Origin of the sequence: Streptomyces sp. NPDC056222, assembly GCF_042264065.1 — a bacterium.
Lineage (GTDB): Bacteria > Actinomycetota > Actinomycetes > Streptomycetales > Streptomycetaceae > Streptomyces.
This window is the reverse complement of sequence record NZ_JBHJTL010000070.1, coordinates 15,689-30,383: the sequence shown is the minus strand read 5'-3', so window position 1 is coordinate 30,383 and position 14,695 is coordinate 15,689. Positions and strand designations below refer to the sequence as shown.

Below are 14,695 nucleotides of genomic sequence, written 5' to 3'. Positions count from 1 at the left end.
GTGTGCGTACGGTGCGGTCGACGGCCCACGCAACCCCACGGGGACCGGCCCGCCAAGCGGACGCGCCGGGACACACCGGAGGTCAGGAAGCGGTTCGTGTGCGGGCGCGGACGAGGGCGCCCCACGCGTCGGCCATCGCCCCCCAGACTGTACGGAGTTCGGGCTCCGCCGCGCGCACGGAGGCGACGGCGGCCTCCGGATCGGCACCGGCCGACCGGGCCTCCGCACCGTCGGTGAGGGCCCAATCGGCGAGCGAGCCGGCGAGCGCTTCGGGGTGGAACTGCACACCCCAGGCCGCCGATCCGACCCGGTACGCCTGGATCGGGCAGTCGTCCCCGGTGAGCAACGGCACCGCCTCCGGCGGCAGTCGCACCACGTCGTCCCAGTGCCACTGCGCCGCCGACGCGCCCTCGGGGACCGCGCCGAGGACGGGGTCCGCGTCGGCGGCGGGCAGCCGGCGCAGGGGGACGACACCGATCTCCGGGCCCTGGGGGCGCGGGGCGACGGCGCCACCGAGCACATGGGCGAGGATCTGGCCGCCGAGACAGATGGCGAGCAGCGGGATCTCCTCGGCAACCGCCGCGCGGATCAACTCACGGACCTGTGGCAGCCACGGCATGGCCGTGACGTCCTCGCAGTTCGCGGAACCGCCGAGGACGACGAGGCCCGCGTGGCCGTGCGGCGAGTCGGGCAGCGGGTCGCCGCGCCAGGGATGGACGACATCGAGGTGGAGTCCGGTCCGCCGGAGACGATCGCCGACGAGACCGGGGCCCGTGCCGTCCTCGTGCTGGACCACGAGCACGGACGGTGCCGCGCCGGGTATGGGGGTCACAGTCGTCGCGCCTCCGTTGTCCGATGCCCGATCGCCAGGGTGCATCCCCGGGGCGGCGGCCGACAACCCCCGGACTGAGTATGTGCGTACGGCCGACTGAGTACGTCGGCCGATACAGGGGACCTGCCGCCGCTGGTCGAATACGGTCATGACCTCGGACGACCGGCGCAACCGCCGTATGCAGCACGTCACCACCACCGGCTCGGCGCTGGCCGTGGCGCTGCTTCCGCTCGCTGTCGGCATGTTGCTGGCGCGGAGCGTGGGCGCCGACCCGATGACATCGGTGAACGCGCTGATCGCGAGTGGCGGCCAGCGCGCCAGGCTGTCGCGCTGTCAGCTCCGCGCGGTGCGACCGATGCGGGACGGCCGTGGCATGCGGGTGGGCGGGCGTGCCCAGAGGGGCCGGGACGCGTCGGAGGGGCTAGGTGCATCGGAGGGCCGGCGGGTTGCGGAGGGTCTGAGCGCCCGGGTCGGTGGACTCGCGCAGATGGGCCGGAAGCTCGCGCTGCCGTCGCTGCCTGCCCTGCGGGGACGGTGAAGGCTGTCCCAACATACGGTCAACTCTCCGATCCGGCCCGCGTGTTGGTGCTGCGCTGCGTAGCCTTGTGCCTCGGGAGTCGGCTGCGCGGGGGTGGGGCTTGTGACTGCTGGATCCGAGTCGGTACGCCGGGGGAGGTGGCCGCTGGGCCGCCGCTCCACACTGTGGATGTTGCTCACGGCGATGGTCCTGGCCGCGGCTCCGGCCGCCGCCGTGACGCCAGGACCGTCCGCCGCCCTCCGCGCGACCGCCGGAACCGCGGCCGCGCCGCCCGCCCGTGCCCCGGCGTGCGATCCGCGGCGGGCGAGTCCGCGGCCCTCACGCGTGGACGGTCCGGCCGTGCGGCGCATCCGCGAGCGCGGCCATCTCGTCGCGGGGGTGGACCTGAACAGCTATCTCTGGGGTTCACTGGATGCGCGGACCCGCGAACCGGTCGGCTTCGACATCGACCTCGTCCGGGCGATCGCCCGTGACATCCTCGGCCCGAAGGCCACGGTCCGCTTCGTCAGTATGCCGCCGAGCCAGCGGATCTCCCGGCTCCAGGCCCGCCAGGTCGACGTCGTCGTCCGCACGATGAGCATCACCTGCGAGCGACTGACCGAAATCGCCTTCTCCAGCGTCTACTTCGAGACCGGCCATCAACTGCTCGTACCCGAAGGCTCCGAGATCACGGGCTTCGACCCGAAGCTGCGAGGCCGGCGCGTCTGTCTCAGCAAGGGAAGCTCGGCCGCCGATCTCCTGAGCGGCTCCAGGACCGGCGCCGTCGCCGTGGAGACGGCGAGCCACCTGGACTGCCTCGTCGAGCTCCAGCAGGGGAACGTCGACGCCATCCTCACCCACGCGACCCTGGCCGCCGGGCTCGTCGCACAGGACCCCAACCTCCAGCTCGTCGGCCCGCGTCTGGACACCTCCCTGTACGGGGTGGCCATGAACAAGGAGGACACGGATCTGGCGCGCCGGGTCAACGCGGTCCTGGAGGACTACCGCAGGGGCGGTGCCGCCAGCCCCTGGACGACCTCGTACAACCAGTGGCTCGCACCGTCCCTGGGCGCCCAGCCCCAGGGCCCGCCACCGGCCGCGTACGCCCCGGGATCGTAGCCCTGGTGTGAAAGTGGCGGGGGAGGCCGTCCGGCATGCCCCCGCCACCGCCCCGGTGACGACCGCGATGGGCCACATGCGCCTCGCGCGGGCGGCGAGGGTGCGCGACGGCGGATCCGGGTCCGGGAGATCAGGCCTTCGGGCGGGTGGCCGTGACGACGTAGTAGTCGAGGATGCCCTGCTCGTAGGACTTCAGGAAGTTCCGCGGCCACGTGCCCGGCTTCCACTGGTCCGACAGCCAGCGGTCCCATCCCTGCCACACGTCCGGCCCGATGGACGCGGCCTGCACGTCCGTCAGGCCCGCCCGGGCGAACGCATCGGTCACGTGCGTCACGGGACGCGCGATGTCCAGCCCGTCGGCGAACGACTCCAGGTACGACGCGAGCCGGGCTCCGCCGTCCGGGGCGTCGTCCGGGGTGAAGAAACTCGCGACGACCACCCGCCCGCCGGGCCGCAGCACGCGGGCCGTCTCCCGGGTGAAGGCGCTCATGTCGTCGAAGTGCTGAGCGGCCTCGACGCTGTAGACGCAGTCGAACTCGCCGTCATCGAAGGGCATTTCCTCCGCAGCACCGAGGACGAACCGGATCCCCGACGGTGTGGTCCTCAGCAGATCCGCGTTGGTCCGGCGGGCGCGGTCCAGCTGTTGCGGATGGATGTCCATACCGGTCACCTGCTCGGGTTCGTACTCGCGCAGGGCGAGCGCACAGCCGACACCGAGCCCGCATCCGACCTCGGCGATCCGCCGACCGGCGAGCGGTCCGGCGGCGTCGAGCACATGCCGGTACATGTCCTCCTGGCTGCGGACCCGGTCGTCGACCGTGAGCGGTCCGGCCAGGTCGATCGAGCGCCAGTACCCGAAGTTGATGAACCCTCCGGCGAACACCGGGACCGAACTGAGGTCGGCCGGACCGTACGTCGTGCGAACCGCGGCCCGCATGTCCTTCGATTCCACCACCCGCGTCACCTCCGCGAGCAGTCTGACGGCCCGATCCACCGCTGTCGACGGCGCCCCGCCCCACTCGGCCGAAAGGGGCACACGTACCGCGCACGGTCCCCGCGGCGTCAGCCCCGGAACGACGCCGGGCGGTCGGGTGAGGCCTCGGTGAGGGCCTTGGTGACGGCTGCGACTCCGTCCCGGAGGCCGTAGACGGGGGTGTCGGGCTGCTGGCGCCAGGAGTCGTCGATGCCGCCCGCGTCGACGGTGTCGAAGCCCAGCTGGTCGATGAGGGCTCGGACCGTCTTCTTGGCGACCTCGTCGTCGCCCGCGACGGGCAGCGCGATGCGCTCGGGGTCGCCGGCCGGGAGAGGCCTGTCCAGGATGTCCTGGGCATAGGTGCCGTTGAAGGCCTTGATCACCGGGTGGCCGAGGTGCTGCTCGGTCCAGCGGCTCTCGGTGAGACCGTCCTCGATGGCCGCGATCCGGCCGTCGCGCTGCTGCGGGTAGTAGTTGCCGGTGTCGATCACGGCGAAGCCCTCCGCCGCGCCGTCGAAGAGCCCTGCGGGCAGGTCCGGCACCGCCTTCAGCGGGACGGTCACCACGACGATCTCGGCACCCCGCGCCGCCTCGCCGACGGTCACCGGCTTCGCGCCGGTCTCCTCGGCGAGTGCGGTGAGGGTCTCCGGGCCGCGGGAGTTGGCCACGGACACGTCGTGGCCGAGGGCCGTGAGGCGGCGCGTGAGGTTGCCGCCGATGTTTCCTGCGCCGATGATGCCGATCTTCATGGAGCTTCCTTCCGAGCCGGTGCGGCCGTGTGCCACGTGCGCTCACAACCGTCCGCCTCGGGTGCGCTATTCCCCGCTGCCGCCCGCAGTGTCGTGAGGGCTTGGCGTGCCCCGAGTGAATCCTGTGCCTTCCGGTGCGCGCACGGCGCCGCGTGCGCGATGATCCGTCGGACTTCGTGGTTCGTCGAGAGGGCAGCCGATGACAGCGCGCGACGATGCGCAGCAGCACCCGCGGGAGGAGTCCGCGAGCGGCCCGGACCGGCGACGGTTCCTCGGCTACGTGCTCGCGGCGCCGACCCTGACCGTGGCCGCACAGCTGGGCGAGGCGGTCCTCGCGCCCGCCCCTGCCGCCGCCGCGGCGCCCTCCGTGGTGCCGTCCCTGCCCGGGCCGTCCGAGATCTACGACCTCAACGACATGCTCACCCATGCCGCCCTGCCGACCGCGAACCTGATCACCGTCCGGATCGACCCGGACGGCACCGCCTCGTTCGCCCTGCCCCGGGCCGAGGTCGGCCAGGGCATCACCACCTCCTCCGCGATGCTGCTCGCCGAGGAGCTCGATCTGCCGCTGGAGAAGGTGCGGGTCACCCTCGCCGACGCCCGCCCCGAGCTGCTGTTCAACCAGCTCACCGGCGGCTCCAACACCACCATCTCCACCTTCACGCCCATCCGCGTCGCCGCCGCCGTCGCCCGGGGCCGGCTGCTGCGCGCCGCCGCCCTGGAGCTCGGGGAGCTGGTGGGCTCGCTCACGGCGAAGGCCGGGGCGATCGTCTCCTCGACGACCGGCCGAAGCCTGTCCTACGGCGAACTCGCCGTGAAGGCCGCCTCCTTCACCGACACCGCGGTCGGCGTCGCCCTCAAGAAGCCTTCCGAGTTCAAGGTCATCGGCACCGCGCAGCGGCGGATCGACGCCCTGGAGGCCGTCACCGGGCGCAAGAAGTTCGCGATGGACGTCCAGGTGCCCGACGCGCTGCCCACGATGGTCTGCCGGCCGCCGACGATCAACGGCACGGTCCGCTCGGTGGAGAACCTGGACGAGGTCCGGTCCATGCCCGGCATCACCGACGTCGTGCGGATCTCCACCGGCGTCGCCGTCCGTGGCCGCACCTTCGGCCAGTGCATCGACGCCGTCCGCGCCCTGCGGGTCACCTGGGGCCCCGGCACCGCCGAGGGCGCCTCGGACACGACCGTCCTGAAGAAGCTCCGATCCGCCGAACTCCCTCTCGTCGTACCTCCGTTGCCGCTCCTCACCAAGGCCGTCGACGCCCGCTTCACCTTCCACTTCGCCAGCAACAGCGCCCTGGAGACCAACTGCGCCATCGCCGACGTGCGTGCGGACACGGCCGAGATCTGGGCGAGCCTGAAGTCGCCGATCGTCGCCCAGGAGCAGATCGCCCTGCGGCTCGGTCTCCCGATCACCGCCGTCAAGGTCCATGTCACCGAGGGCGGTGGATCGTTCGGCCGCAAGCTCTTCCACGATGCCGCCGGCGAGGCCGCCGAGATCTCCCGGGCCATGGGCAAGCCCGTGAAGCTGATGTGGCACAGGACCGACGACTTCCGCCAGGGCCGTACGCATCCCATGTCGACCTCCCGGGTCCGGGCCACGTACAGCCTCGGCGAGGTGCTGACGTACGAGCAGCGCCATACCTCCGTCGCCACGGACTTCGGTCATGGCCTCGGCGAGATCATCACCTCCACTGCCGCCCAACTGCCCGTCGGCGACCTCACCTTCTCCGAGACGATCTTCCAGCTGACCCAGCAGAGCCCGTACCACTTCGGGGTCACCACGCAGTTGCTGAGCGAGACCGACAAGGGGTTCAACACGGGCTCCATGCGCAACATCTACTCGCCCAACGTCCGGTGCGCGCAGGAGCTCGTCGTGGACGAGCTGGCACGACGGATGGGCAAGGACGCGTACGACTTCCGCCGCCGTCACCTCAAGGACGAGCGCGCGCGGGCCGTCCTGGACAAGGTCGCGGAGGTGGGGGAGTGGGGGCGCTCACTCCCCGCCGGCATGGCCCAGGGGATCGCGGTCCATCCCGAGTACCACGCCTTCGTCGCCGTCCTCGCCGAGATCGACTGCCGGCCCGAGACCACCGGACGGAAGATCGAGGACGCGTACACGGGACCTCGCGTCACCAAGGTCGTGTGCGCCGTCGACGTCGGCCTGGCCGTCAACCCGCGCGGCCTCCAGGCCCAGATGATGGGCGGCATCATCGACGGCATCGCCGTCACCCTCACCTCGGGACTGCACCTTCGCAACGGACATTTCCAGGAGGGTAGTTGGGACAACTACTTCTACACCCGGCAGTGGAACACCCCGCCCGAGCTGGAGATCGTCGTGATGCCGCCGACCTCGGACCGGCCGGGCGGCGCGGGTGAGCTGGCCGTCGCGGGCGCGATGGCCGCGGTCGCCTGCGCGTACGGCCGGGCCACCGGCACGATGCCGACGACGTTCCCGGTCAACCACGCCGAGCCGCTCGGATTCGAGCCGCTGCCCACCACCCCGCCGATTCCCGCCTCGCCGGTCGACGGCCTCGACCGCGCCTTCTAGGAGCAGGAGCCACCGTGCCGCAACACACCTTCATCCTCAACGGCAAGGCCGTCACGGCCGACGTCGAGGACGACGTCCGGCTGCTGTGGGTGCTCCGGGACGTCCTGGGCGTCACCGGACCCAAGTACGGCTGCGGGCTCGGCGTCTGTCAGGCGTGCACCAGCCATATCAACGGCAAGGCGTTCAACCCCTGCTCCGTCCCGGTCAAGGACATCGCGGCCACCGACGAGATCACCACCATCGAGGGCCTGCCCGCGACCGTCGGACAGGAGCTCCACCCGATGCAGGAGGCCTGGCTCGAGCTCGATGTGGCCCAGTGCGGCTACTGCCAGCCCGGGCAGATCATGACGGCGGTCGCCAAGGTCCGCAGGGCCCGTGAGGCCGGACGGGAGATCGAGGAGGCCGACCTCGACGAGATCCGCAACATCTGCCGCTGCGGCACATACAACCGGATTCGTGAGGCGATCGTGGCGGGAGCCCGCCGTATGGCCTGACGCCCACAGCGACCCAGGACGAGCGCGCCACTCGCCGAGTGGGCGTGGGCGGTTCCGCGTCGCCGCGACTTCCTGCGCACCGACGTCTTGTCGTGGGCGTGACAACTCCTTACCGTCGGGTAAGTTGCCCCGACCGGCGGGGTGTTCGATGTCGCACGTCTCCCGGAAGGACCCCCCCATGCCTGCTGCCCGGACGCGTGGTGCGCGCCGCCTCCTGCTCGGCTCCCTCGCTACCGCCCTCGCACTCACCGTCACAGGGGGCGGCACCGTCGCCGCATCCTCCGCCGAGTCACCGCGACCGGTCGGGCTGCGCGAGGTGATGTTCGTGGGGAACAACTGGGACGGCACCGCCGATGTCATCGAGTCCACCGGCGACTTCGCCCGCATCGGCCGCATCAACGTCATCCCTGACCGCGAAGCGCGGATGTGGGAGATCGGGCTCAACCCGGTCAAGCTGGCCTTCTTCCTGGGCATCCGGCAAGGCCCGGGCGAGGGCCACGACCAGTTCGTCGACGACATGTACGCCACGCCGGACGGCTCGGCGATGGTGGTGTCCCGGCCGAGCTTCGCCGACGTCGTCTCGATCGACCTGCGCACGGGCCGGCTCAACTGGCGCTTCCCCGTATCCGGTTTCCGCTCCGACCACATGGCCGTCTCGCCCGACGGCACCCGGGTCGCCGTCTCGGCCTCCACCTCCAACACGGTGCACGTCCTCGACATCACGACGGGCCGGCAGATCGGATCCTTCGCCACCGGTGACAAGCCGCACGAGAACGTCTTCTCGGCCGACGGCCGCCATCTCTGGAACATGGCCATCGGCGAGGTCACCACCGCCCTCGACGACCCGTTCTGGGACTGGACCAAGGGTGACCGCCGCATCACCGTCGTCGACGCACGCACCTTCGAACAGGTCCGTGTCATCGACATGCGTGCCCGGCTCGACGCCTTCGGCCGCAAGGACCTCTCCGACGCCGTGCGCCCCGTCGCGTTCACCCCCGACGAGTCGAAGCTCTACTTCCAGGTCTCGTTCTTCAACGGCTTCCTCGAGTACGACATCGCCACCGACCGGATCACCCGCGTGAAGACGCTCCCCCAGAACCCGGCGACCGATCCGGACCGCACCACCTGGGTCAACGACTCCCGCCACCACGGCATGTCCATGAGCCCCGACGGCAAGCGGCTCTGCATCGCCGCCACGATGGACGACTACGCCACCGTCGTCGACCGCGAGACCCTGAAGGAGGGCCCGCTGGTGGAGGCGTCCAAGCCGTACTGGGCGACGGTCAGCGGCGACGGCCGTTCCTGCGTCATCTCGGAGAGCGGCACGGACCGTGTGACGGCGATCGACTTCGCCACCGGCCGCCGCGTCGCCTCGGTGCCCGTCGGCGACCACCCGCAGCGGGTCCGCCTCGCGCACGTGCCCGCCGACTGGACCGGCCCGGCGGCGCGCTGAGGGTACTCACCCGGGCGCCCTTCGCCGTCAGTCCGCCGCGACGGACCCGGTCGCCAACTTCTCGCGTACCGCGTCGAGATACTCGGCGACCGCGTCCCGGTTACGGGTCAGGAAACGGATGCGCTCGGTCATCCGGTCGCGCTCGTTCTCGAGCGTGGCGAGCATCTCCGGTGTGGCGTCGGGGAAGTGGATGACGCGGGGTTTGTCGAGGCACGGCAGGATCTGCTTGATGATCCGCGTCGGCAGCCCCGCGTCCAGGAGTCCGCGGATCTGCACGACCCGGTCCACGTTCGACTCGTCGTAGGCGCGGTAGCCGTTGGCCGTGCGATCGGCGACGATGAGTCCCTGCTCCTCGTAGTAGCGCAGCAGCCTGCGCGGGGTGCCGGTGCGCTCCGACAGCTCTCCGATGCGCATGTGGTTCACCTCACGGGATCTCGCTTGACCTTCACACCGATGTGAAGGTTTCAGCATACGAGGCATGAGCCACCACACGGCATCGAAGGCCGGTTCACCGGCACGCGTCAAGAAGCCCGAACCCGCGGGAAGGCTGCCCCTGCCCGCTCTCCTCGCCCTGTCCACCGCAGTCTTCGTCACCAGCCTGACCGAGACCCTGCCCGCGGGCGTCCTGCCCGCGATGAGCGCCGACCTCGGCGTCGGCGAGGCGGCCATGGGCCAGTCCGTCACCATCTACGCGATCGGGACCGCGCTCACCGCGATCCCGCTCACCGCGGCCACCGCCGGCTGGCGGCGCAAGCGCCTGCTGCTCACGGCGGTCGCGGGATTCGCCGTCGCCAACACGGTGACCGCCGTCTCCACCCACTACCCCCTCACCATGGCCGCCCGGTTCCTCGCGGGGGTCGCCGCCGGTCTCGCCTGGGCCCTGCTCGCCGGATACGCCCGTCGCATGGTGCCCGTCCACCTCCAGGGCAAGGCGATCGCCGTCGTCATGACGGGCATTCCGCTCGCGCTCTCCCTCGGGGTGCCCGCCGGCACCTTCCTCGGCGCCGCGCTCGGCTGGCAGGTCACCTTCCTGGTCATGACCGCACTCGCCGTCGTCCTCCTCGCCTGGATCGTGCTCACGGTCCCCGACCATCCCGGCCGGCCCAGGGGCGGCCGTGTGCCCATCCTGCGCACCCTCGCCGTCCCCGGCGTGGCCCCCGTCCTGTTCGTCACCCTCGTCCTCGTCCTCGCCCACACGATCCTCTACACCTACGTGGCCGCCTTCCTCGACCACCTCGGCATGGGTGGCTCCACCGGACTCGTCCTCCTCGTCTTCGGCGGAGCCTCCCTGCTGAGCGTCTGGTTCACCGGTCTGCACATCGACCGCCGACTGCGGACCCTGACCCTCGCCGGGATCGTGCTCTTCGCCGTCGCGGCCGGCGTCCTCGCCGTGGCCGCCGACAGCACCGCCCTCGTCTACGCCGCCGCCACGTTGTGGGGGCTCGGCTGGGGCGGCGCACCGACCCTGCTGCAGACCGCCGTGGGCGACGCCGGCGGTGAGGCGGCGGACACCGCGCAGACCATGCTCGTCAGCCTCTGGAACGCCGCCATGGCGGGAGGAGGCGTCGTCGGCGGCCTCCTCCTCGATCGGCTCGGCGCCGCCTCGCTGCCCGGGAGCGTCCTGCTGCTCCTCGTCCCCGTCCTGATCGTCGTGGCAGCCGCCCGCACCCACGGATTCCCCGCCCGCCGAGGCCCCTCCGGCGCATGAGCGCCGCAGCCTCGAGGCCCCACCCCTACCCGTAGTACTTCAGAGCTACCCGCCGACTGTCCCCTCCGGCGGGACGCCGACTACAGGGCGTGATCCATACGTTCGGCACCGGAACGAAGCACTTCGTCCGGTACGGAAGGACCACACCATGGCGTCCCGCCAGCGCAGCCGCCTGCGCCGCACGCTGCTCGCCGCACTCGTCGCCGCATCGGTGGCGGTGCCGACGGCGGGCGCCGCCCGCCCGGCCGCCGTCCCGGCGCCCGCACCGGCCGAACTCGGCCCCCTCGTCCGGGTCACGGCCGCAGACCTCGACGCGCGGTACGCCGCCAACCGCGACGCCGTCCGCGCCGCCGAACGGACCGCAGCCGACTACGGCGACCGGAAGCGGGCCGCCGCCCTGCGCGCCATGGCGGGCCCGAACCGCCACTTCCTCTCCTTCGACGGCCGCGACGGCGGCCGCAGCGTCGAGGTCGTCGGCGACCTCGCGCGCGCCGAACACATCGCCGTCCTCGTCCCCGGCTCCGACACCGCGCTCGGCAGCGAGCGCTTCCGGGACGGCGCCGTCGCCCTCCAGCACCGGCTCGGCGAGCGAGCCGCCGTCCTCGCCTGGCTCGGCTACCCCACCCCCGCCACCGCGAGCGTGGCCGCGATCACCTCCGGGCGGGCCGAGGAGGCTGCCCCCGGACTGCGGGACTTCGTCCGGGAATTGAAGGCCGCCAAGCCCGCCGCCCGCCTCACCCTCCTCTGTCACTCCTACGGCTCCGTCGTCTGCGCCAAGGCGGCGCCCGGGCTCCCCGTCGCCGGCATCGTCCTCTACGGAAGCCCGGGCACCGGCGCCGACAGCGCGGCGGACCTGCGGACCACGGCCACCGTCTGGGCCGGGCGCGGGGGGTCCGACTGGATCGCCTGGGTGCCCCACCTCCGCGTGCCCCTGCCCTCCGGAGAGCTGGGATTCGGCGCGGACCCCCTCGCACCGGAGTTCGGCGCCCGGGTCTTCGACGCGGGCGACGGCGGACACAGCGACTACCTCGTCCCCGGCTCCGTACCGCTGAAGCGACTTGCGAGCATCGTCATGGGACGGGAGCCGGCCGATGCGTGAACTCGTCCGCCGTATCGAGGCCGCCACCCCACCGGGCCGCGACCGCGCCCTCGACGCCCTGCGGGGCCTCGCCATCCTCGGAGTGGTCCTCGGCCACTGGCTGGTCACCGCCCTGATCGCCGACAGCGGCACGGTACGCGTCGCCAGCCCCTTGCAGGAACTTCCCGAATTCACCCCCGTCTCCTGGGTGTTCCAGACCCTCGCCGTCTTCTTCCTGGTCGGCGGACAGGTGGCCGCCAGGAGCCACGCCGCCTCCCGCGCCCGGCAGGAAGGCTACGTCCGCTGGCTCGCGGCCCGGCTGGGGCGACTCTTCCGGCCCGTCACCGCCGTGCTCGCGGTGTGGATCGTCGTGGCGCCGACCATGCTCGCCACCGGTGTGCCGTGGCCGACCGTGTACGCCCTGGGCAAGCTCGTGCTCTCGCCGCTCTGGTTCCTGCTCGTCTTCGCCGCGCTCACGGCGGCGACCCCGCTCGTCGCCCGTGTGAATCCGCTCTGGCCCCTGGCCGTCGTCCTCCACGTCGACGTGATCCGCTTCGGCCTCGACGGACCGGCCTGGCTCGGCTGGATCAATGTGGCCGCCGGCTGGCTCGTCCCGTACTGCCTGGGCACCGCCTGGTCACGGCACGGGCTCAAGGGCCGGACGACCGGCTGGGTCCTGCTGCTCGGAGGAGCCGCTGCGACCGCCCTCCTCGTCCTCTGCGCCGGCTACCCCGGCTCCATGGTCGGCGTGCCCGGCGCGCCGATATCCAACCTCAACCCGCCCACGCTCGCCGCCGTCACCTTCGGCCTCGCCCAGTGCGGCGGAGCCCTGCTGCTGCTCGGCCCACTGCGCCGTGCACTGCGCCGGCCCGCCGCCTGGGCCGCGGTGGCACTGCTCAACATCAGTGCGATGACCGTCTTCCTCTGGCACCAGACCGCGATGATCGCCGTCACCGCCACCGGACTGATGGCCGGCGAACTCCTCGGCCACGGACCGCTCCTCGGTCTGCACAGCGTGCCCGACGGGTACGGCTGGGTCCTGGCCCGACTCGGCTGGCTGCCGCTCTTCGCGCTCGCGCTGCTGGTGTGCGTCGCCGCGTTCCGTACGTACGAAGAGGGTGGCCGTCGCCCCGCCCGCAAAGGGCGACCCGAGGCGAGAAAGGAGATCCGACGTGCCTAGGGTGGACGCAGCGGACAAGGGGGAACGGGTGGGGGACGATTACGGGCGGTCGCTGATCGCCGCCCTGGGCCGGGTGCCGCGCGCCCTGCGCGAGGACCTCTGGACGATGGCCCGCGATCCGCTGCCCCGCCAGACGTGGTTCGGCTGGCTGCCGCACGGACACCTCGTGCTGCTCGCCCTCGTCGCGGGCTTGGCGAAGATGGCCGAGTACAGCAGCGCGATTCCCGTGGTCTCGGGGCCGATGCAAGTGCTCGTCGTCCTCCAAGCGGCGGCTCTGGTCCTCGCACTGAGCCGCCCCGTGCCGGCCTGGTGGCTCTCCACGGTCACGCTGTTCCTGACCGCGGAGATCGGCGAGGCGACCGTCGGACCCGACCTGGTGTGGCCTTGGAGCGTCTGGGGCATCGTGGTCCACACCTTCGTCGTGCTGCTGCTCGCCCTGCGGGTCCCGCTGCGGGTCACGGTCGTCACGCTGGTGATCACCGTGCTGTCGGGCGTGGTCAACACCGTCGTTCCCACGGGCTTTCCCCACAACGAGGACCTCGGCGGCGGCGCCATCGCGTTCGCGACCGCGGCGGTGGTGGGAGCCTCACTGCGAATGAGCCGAGTCGCGCGGACACAGCTCGTCGCCCAGGAGGTCATCACCGCCGAGGAACGGTCCCGGCGCACCCTTCTGGAGGAGCGCGGCCGGATCGCCCGCGAGCTGCACGACGTCGTCGCCCACCACATGTCGGTCATCTCCATCCAGGCCCAGGTCGCCCCGCACCTGGTCGAGAACCCCTCCGACGAGCTGCGCGAGAACCTCGCCGGCATCCGCCAGAACGCCGTCGAGGCGCTGACCGAACTACGTCGCGTCCTCGGTGTCCTCCGGGCGGAGGACCCCGCCGCCGACGGCGTACGGCACACCCCCCAGCCCACCCTGGACCGGCTCGACGAACTCCTCGACAACGTCCGCGCCGCCGGGCTCGCCGTCGACGCGACCACCACGGGAGAACGCCGTCCGCTCTCGCCGGGCGTCGAACTCTCCGCGTACCGCATCGTCCAGGAGGCGCTGAGCAACGCGATGCGGCACGCACCGGGGGCACGGGTGCGGGTGGAGACCGGTTATCTCGCCGCCGGGCTCTCCCTCCGGATCGCCAACACCCCACCGGACCGACCCGTCGATCCCTCCTCGGCCCCGCTCTCGCCGGGACTGGGACACGGGCTGCTCGGCATGCGCGAGCGCACCGCCATGCTGGGCGGCGAACTGTCGGCCGGTCCCACCCCGGACGGCGGCTACGAGGTGACCGCCACCCTCCCCATCGAGCCCTGCAAGGACGGAACATGACGAGCAGTACGATCCGGGTCCTCATCGTCGACGACCAGATGATGGTCCGTCAGGGCTTCACCGTGCTGCTCAATGCCGAGGCTGGCATCGAGGTCGTCGGACAGGCCGTGGACGGCGAGGACGCGGTCGCCAAGGTTGCCGAACTCGCCCCCGACGTCGTCCTGATGGACATCCGGATGCCCGGCATCGGCGGCATCGAGGCCACCCGCCTCATCACCGGGCCCGCCGACGCCACCGTGAAGGTGCTCGTCCTGACCACCTTCGACCTCGACGAGTACGTGTACGAGGCGCTGCGCGCCGGCGCGTCCGGGTTTCTGCTCAAAGACGCATCGGCCGACGAACTCGCCCACGCGGTACGGGTGGTGGCGGGTGGCGAGGCGCTGCTCGCCCCCAATGTCACCAAGCGGCTCATCGCCGAGTTCTCCCGGCTCAGCGCCGCACCCCGCACCCCGCACCTGGACCGTGTCGGTGGTCTGACGGAACGCGAGACCGAGGTCCTCAGCCTGATCGCGCATGGTCTGTCCAACGCCGAGATAGCCTCCCGCCTGGTCGTTGCCGAGCAGACCGTCAAGACCCATGTGAGCCGCATCCTGATCAAGCTCGGCCTGCGCGACCGCACCCAGGCGGCGGTGTACGCCTACGACACCGGACTTGTCCGTCCGGCCGGCCACTGACACGCGCGGCACGCCGTTCCGGAACGGGGAGCGGCCGCGA

Annotated in this window: 14 protein-coding genes; 10 read left to right on the top strand and 4 right to left on the bottom strand. The window is 71.8% G+C overall.

Annotated features, from left to right (window positions below; translation table 11 throughout):
• Nucleotides 1–82 precede the first annotated feature (82 nt).
• Nucleotides 83–832, bottom strand: a complete 750-nt coding sequence (locus ACFC0D_RS27410; protein WP_376441214.1) for a type 1 glutamine amidotransferase — start codon at nt 830–832, stop codon at nt 83–85.
• 148 nt (nt 833–980) lie between these two features.
• Here ACFC0D_RS27410 and ACFC0D_RS27405 point away from each other — a divergent pair, with 148 nt between their 5' ends.
• Together ACFC0D_RS27405 and ACFC0D_RS27400 are read left to right on the top strand one after the other, a co-directional pair.
• Entirely contained in the window at nt 981–1,370 is a 390-nt protein-coding gene (locus tag ACFC0D_RS27405) for a hypothetical protein (RefSeq protein WP_376441211.1), read from the top strand.
• Between the two features lie 102 nt (nt 1,371–1,472).
• The gene (locus tag ACFC0D_RS27400; protein WP_376441208.1) at nt 1,473–2,468 is read left to right on the top strand and encodes a glutamate ABC transporter substrate-binding protein; all 996 of its coding nucleotides are present in this window, start codon (nt 1,473–1,475) and stop codon (nt 2,466–2,468) included.
• A gap of 130 nt (nt 2,469–2,598) precedes the next feature.
• On the opposite strand, the gene ACFC0D_RS27395 is transcribed toward ACFC0D_RS27400, so the two are convergent.
• Together ACFC0D_RS27395 and ACFC0D_RS27390 are read right to left on the bottom strand one after the other, a co-directional pair.
• Nucleotides 2,599–3,423, bottom strand: coding sequence for a class I SAM-dependent methyltransferase (locus tag ACFC0D_RS27395; protein ID WP_376441206.1), 825 nt, complete (start codon nt 3,421–3,423; stop codon nt 2,599–2,601).
• Between the two features lie 107 nt (nt 3,424–3,530).
• Entirely contained in the window at nt 3,531–4,226 is a 696-nt protein-coding gene (locus ACFC0D_RS27390; RefSeq protein WP_376441203.1) for an NADPH-dependent F420 reductase, read from the bottom strand.
• A gap of 163 nt (nt 4,227–4,389) precedes the next feature.
• On the opposite strand from ACFC0D_RS27390, the gene ACFC0D_RS27385 reads away from it, so the two are divergent.
• From ACFC0D_RS27385 to ACFC0D_RS27375, 3 genes are all read left to right on the top strand, one after another.
• A complete protein-coding gene (locus ACFC0D_RS27385; protein WP_376441200.1) occupies nt 4,390–6,744 on the top strand; it encodes a molybdopterin cofactor-binding domain-containing protein in 2,355 nt (784 codons plus the stop codon).
• Between the two features lie 14 nt (nt 6,745–6,758).
• Entirely contained in the window at nt 6,759–7,238 is a 480-nt protein-coding gene (locus ACFC0D_RS27380) for a (2Fe-2S)-binding protein (protein ID WP_376441198.1), read from the top strand.
• Between the two features lie 178 nt (nt 7,239–7,416).
• Entirely contained in the window at nt 7,417–8,691 is a 1,275-nt protein-coding gene (locus ACFC0D_RS27375) for a YncE family protein (RefSeq protein ID WP_376441195.1), read from the top strand.
• A 27-nt stretch (nt 8,692–8,718) separates the two neighbouring features.
• On the opposite strand, the gene ACFC0D_RS27370 is transcribed toward ACFC0D_RS27375, so the two are convergent.
• Nucleotides 8,719–9,105 carry a MerR family transcriptional regulator gene (locus ACFC0D_RS27370; protein ID WP_376441194.1) on the bottom strand — a complete coding sequence of 129 codons (387 nt, stop codon included), beginning with the start codon at nt 9,103–9,105 and terminating at the stop codon, nt 8,719–8,721.
• Nucleotides 9,106–9,169: 64 nt separating this feature from the next.
• On the opposite strand from ACFC0D_RS27370, the gene ACFC0D_RS27365 reads away from it, so the two are divergent.
• From ACFC0D_RS27365 to ACFC0D_RS27345, 5 genes are all read left to right on the top strand, one after another.
• Complete coding sequence (locus tag ACFC0D_RS27365; RefSeq protein WP_376441191.1) at nt 9,170–10,399, top strand: MFS transporter; 1,230 nt, start codon at nt 9,170–9,172, stop codon at nt 10,397–10,399.
• A 148-nt stretch (nt 10,400–10,547) separates the two neighbouring features.
• Nucleotides 10,548–11,498, top strand: a complete 951-nt coding sequence (locus ACFC0D_RS27360; protein WP_376441188.1) for an alpha/beta hydrolase — start codon at nt 10,548–10,550, stop codon at nt 11,496–11,498.
• Nucleotides 11,491–12,657, top strand: coding sequence for an acyltransferase (locus ACFC0D_RS27355; RefSeq protein WP_376441185.1), 1,167 nt, complete (start codon nt 11,491–11,493; stop codon nt 12,655–12,657). The genes ACFC0D_RS27360 and ACFC0D_RS27355 overlap by 8 nt, the downstream gene beginning before the upstream one ends.
• On the top strand, nt 12,650–13,981 hold the full coding sequence (locus tag ACFC0D_RS27350) for a sensor histidine kinase (protein ID WP_376441183.1): 1,332 nt from the start codon (nt 12,650–12,652) through the stop codon (nt 13,979–13,981). Before ACFC0D_RS27355 ends, ACFC0D_RS27350 begins: the two co-directional genes overlap by 8 nt.
• Entirely contained in the window at nt 13,978–14,655 is a 678-nt protein-coding gene (locus tag ACFC0D_RS27345; protein WP_376441181.1) for a response regulator, read from the top strand. Before ACFC0D_RS27350 ends, ACFC0D_RS27345 begins: the two co-directional genes overlap by 4 nt.
• Nucleotides 14,656–14,695 lie beyond the last annotated feature (40 nt).

Bases quoted from the DNA above. Each gene is read 5' to 3' on its own strand.
- ACFC0D_RS27405 (WP_376441211.1), top strand. From the start codon at position 981: ATGACCTCGGACGACCGGCGCAACCGCCGTATGCAGCACGTCACCACC.
- ACFC0D_RS27385 (WP_376441200.1), top strand. From the start codon at position 4,390: ATGACAGCGCGCGACGATGCGCAGCAGCACCCGCGGGAGGAGTCCGCG.
- ACFC0D_RS27375 (WP_376441195.1), top strand. From the start codon at position 7,417: ATGCCTGCTGCCCGGACGCGTGGTGCGCGCCGCCTCCTGCTCGGCTCC.
- ACFC0D_RS27370 (WP_376441194.1), bottom strand. From the start codon at position 9,105: ATGCGCATCGGAGAGCTGTCGGAGCGCACCGGCACCCCGCGCAGGCTG.
- ACFC0D_RS27365 (WP_376441191.1), top strand. From the start codon at position 9,170: ATGAGCCACCACACGGCATCGAAGGCCGGTTCACCGGCACGCGTCAAG.
- ACFC0D_RS27360 (WP_376441188.1), top strand. From the start codon at position 10,548: ATGGCGTCCCGCCAGCGCAGCCGCCTGCGCCGCACGCTGCTCGCCGCA.
- ACFC0D_RS27355 (WP_376441185.1), top strand. From the start codon at position 11,491: ATGCGTGAACTCGTCCGCCGTATCGAGGCCGCCACCCCACCGGGCCGC.
- ACFC0D_RS27345 (WP_376441181.1), top strand. From the start codon at position 13,978: ATGACGAGCAGTACGATCCGGGTCCTCATCGTCGACGACCAGATGATG.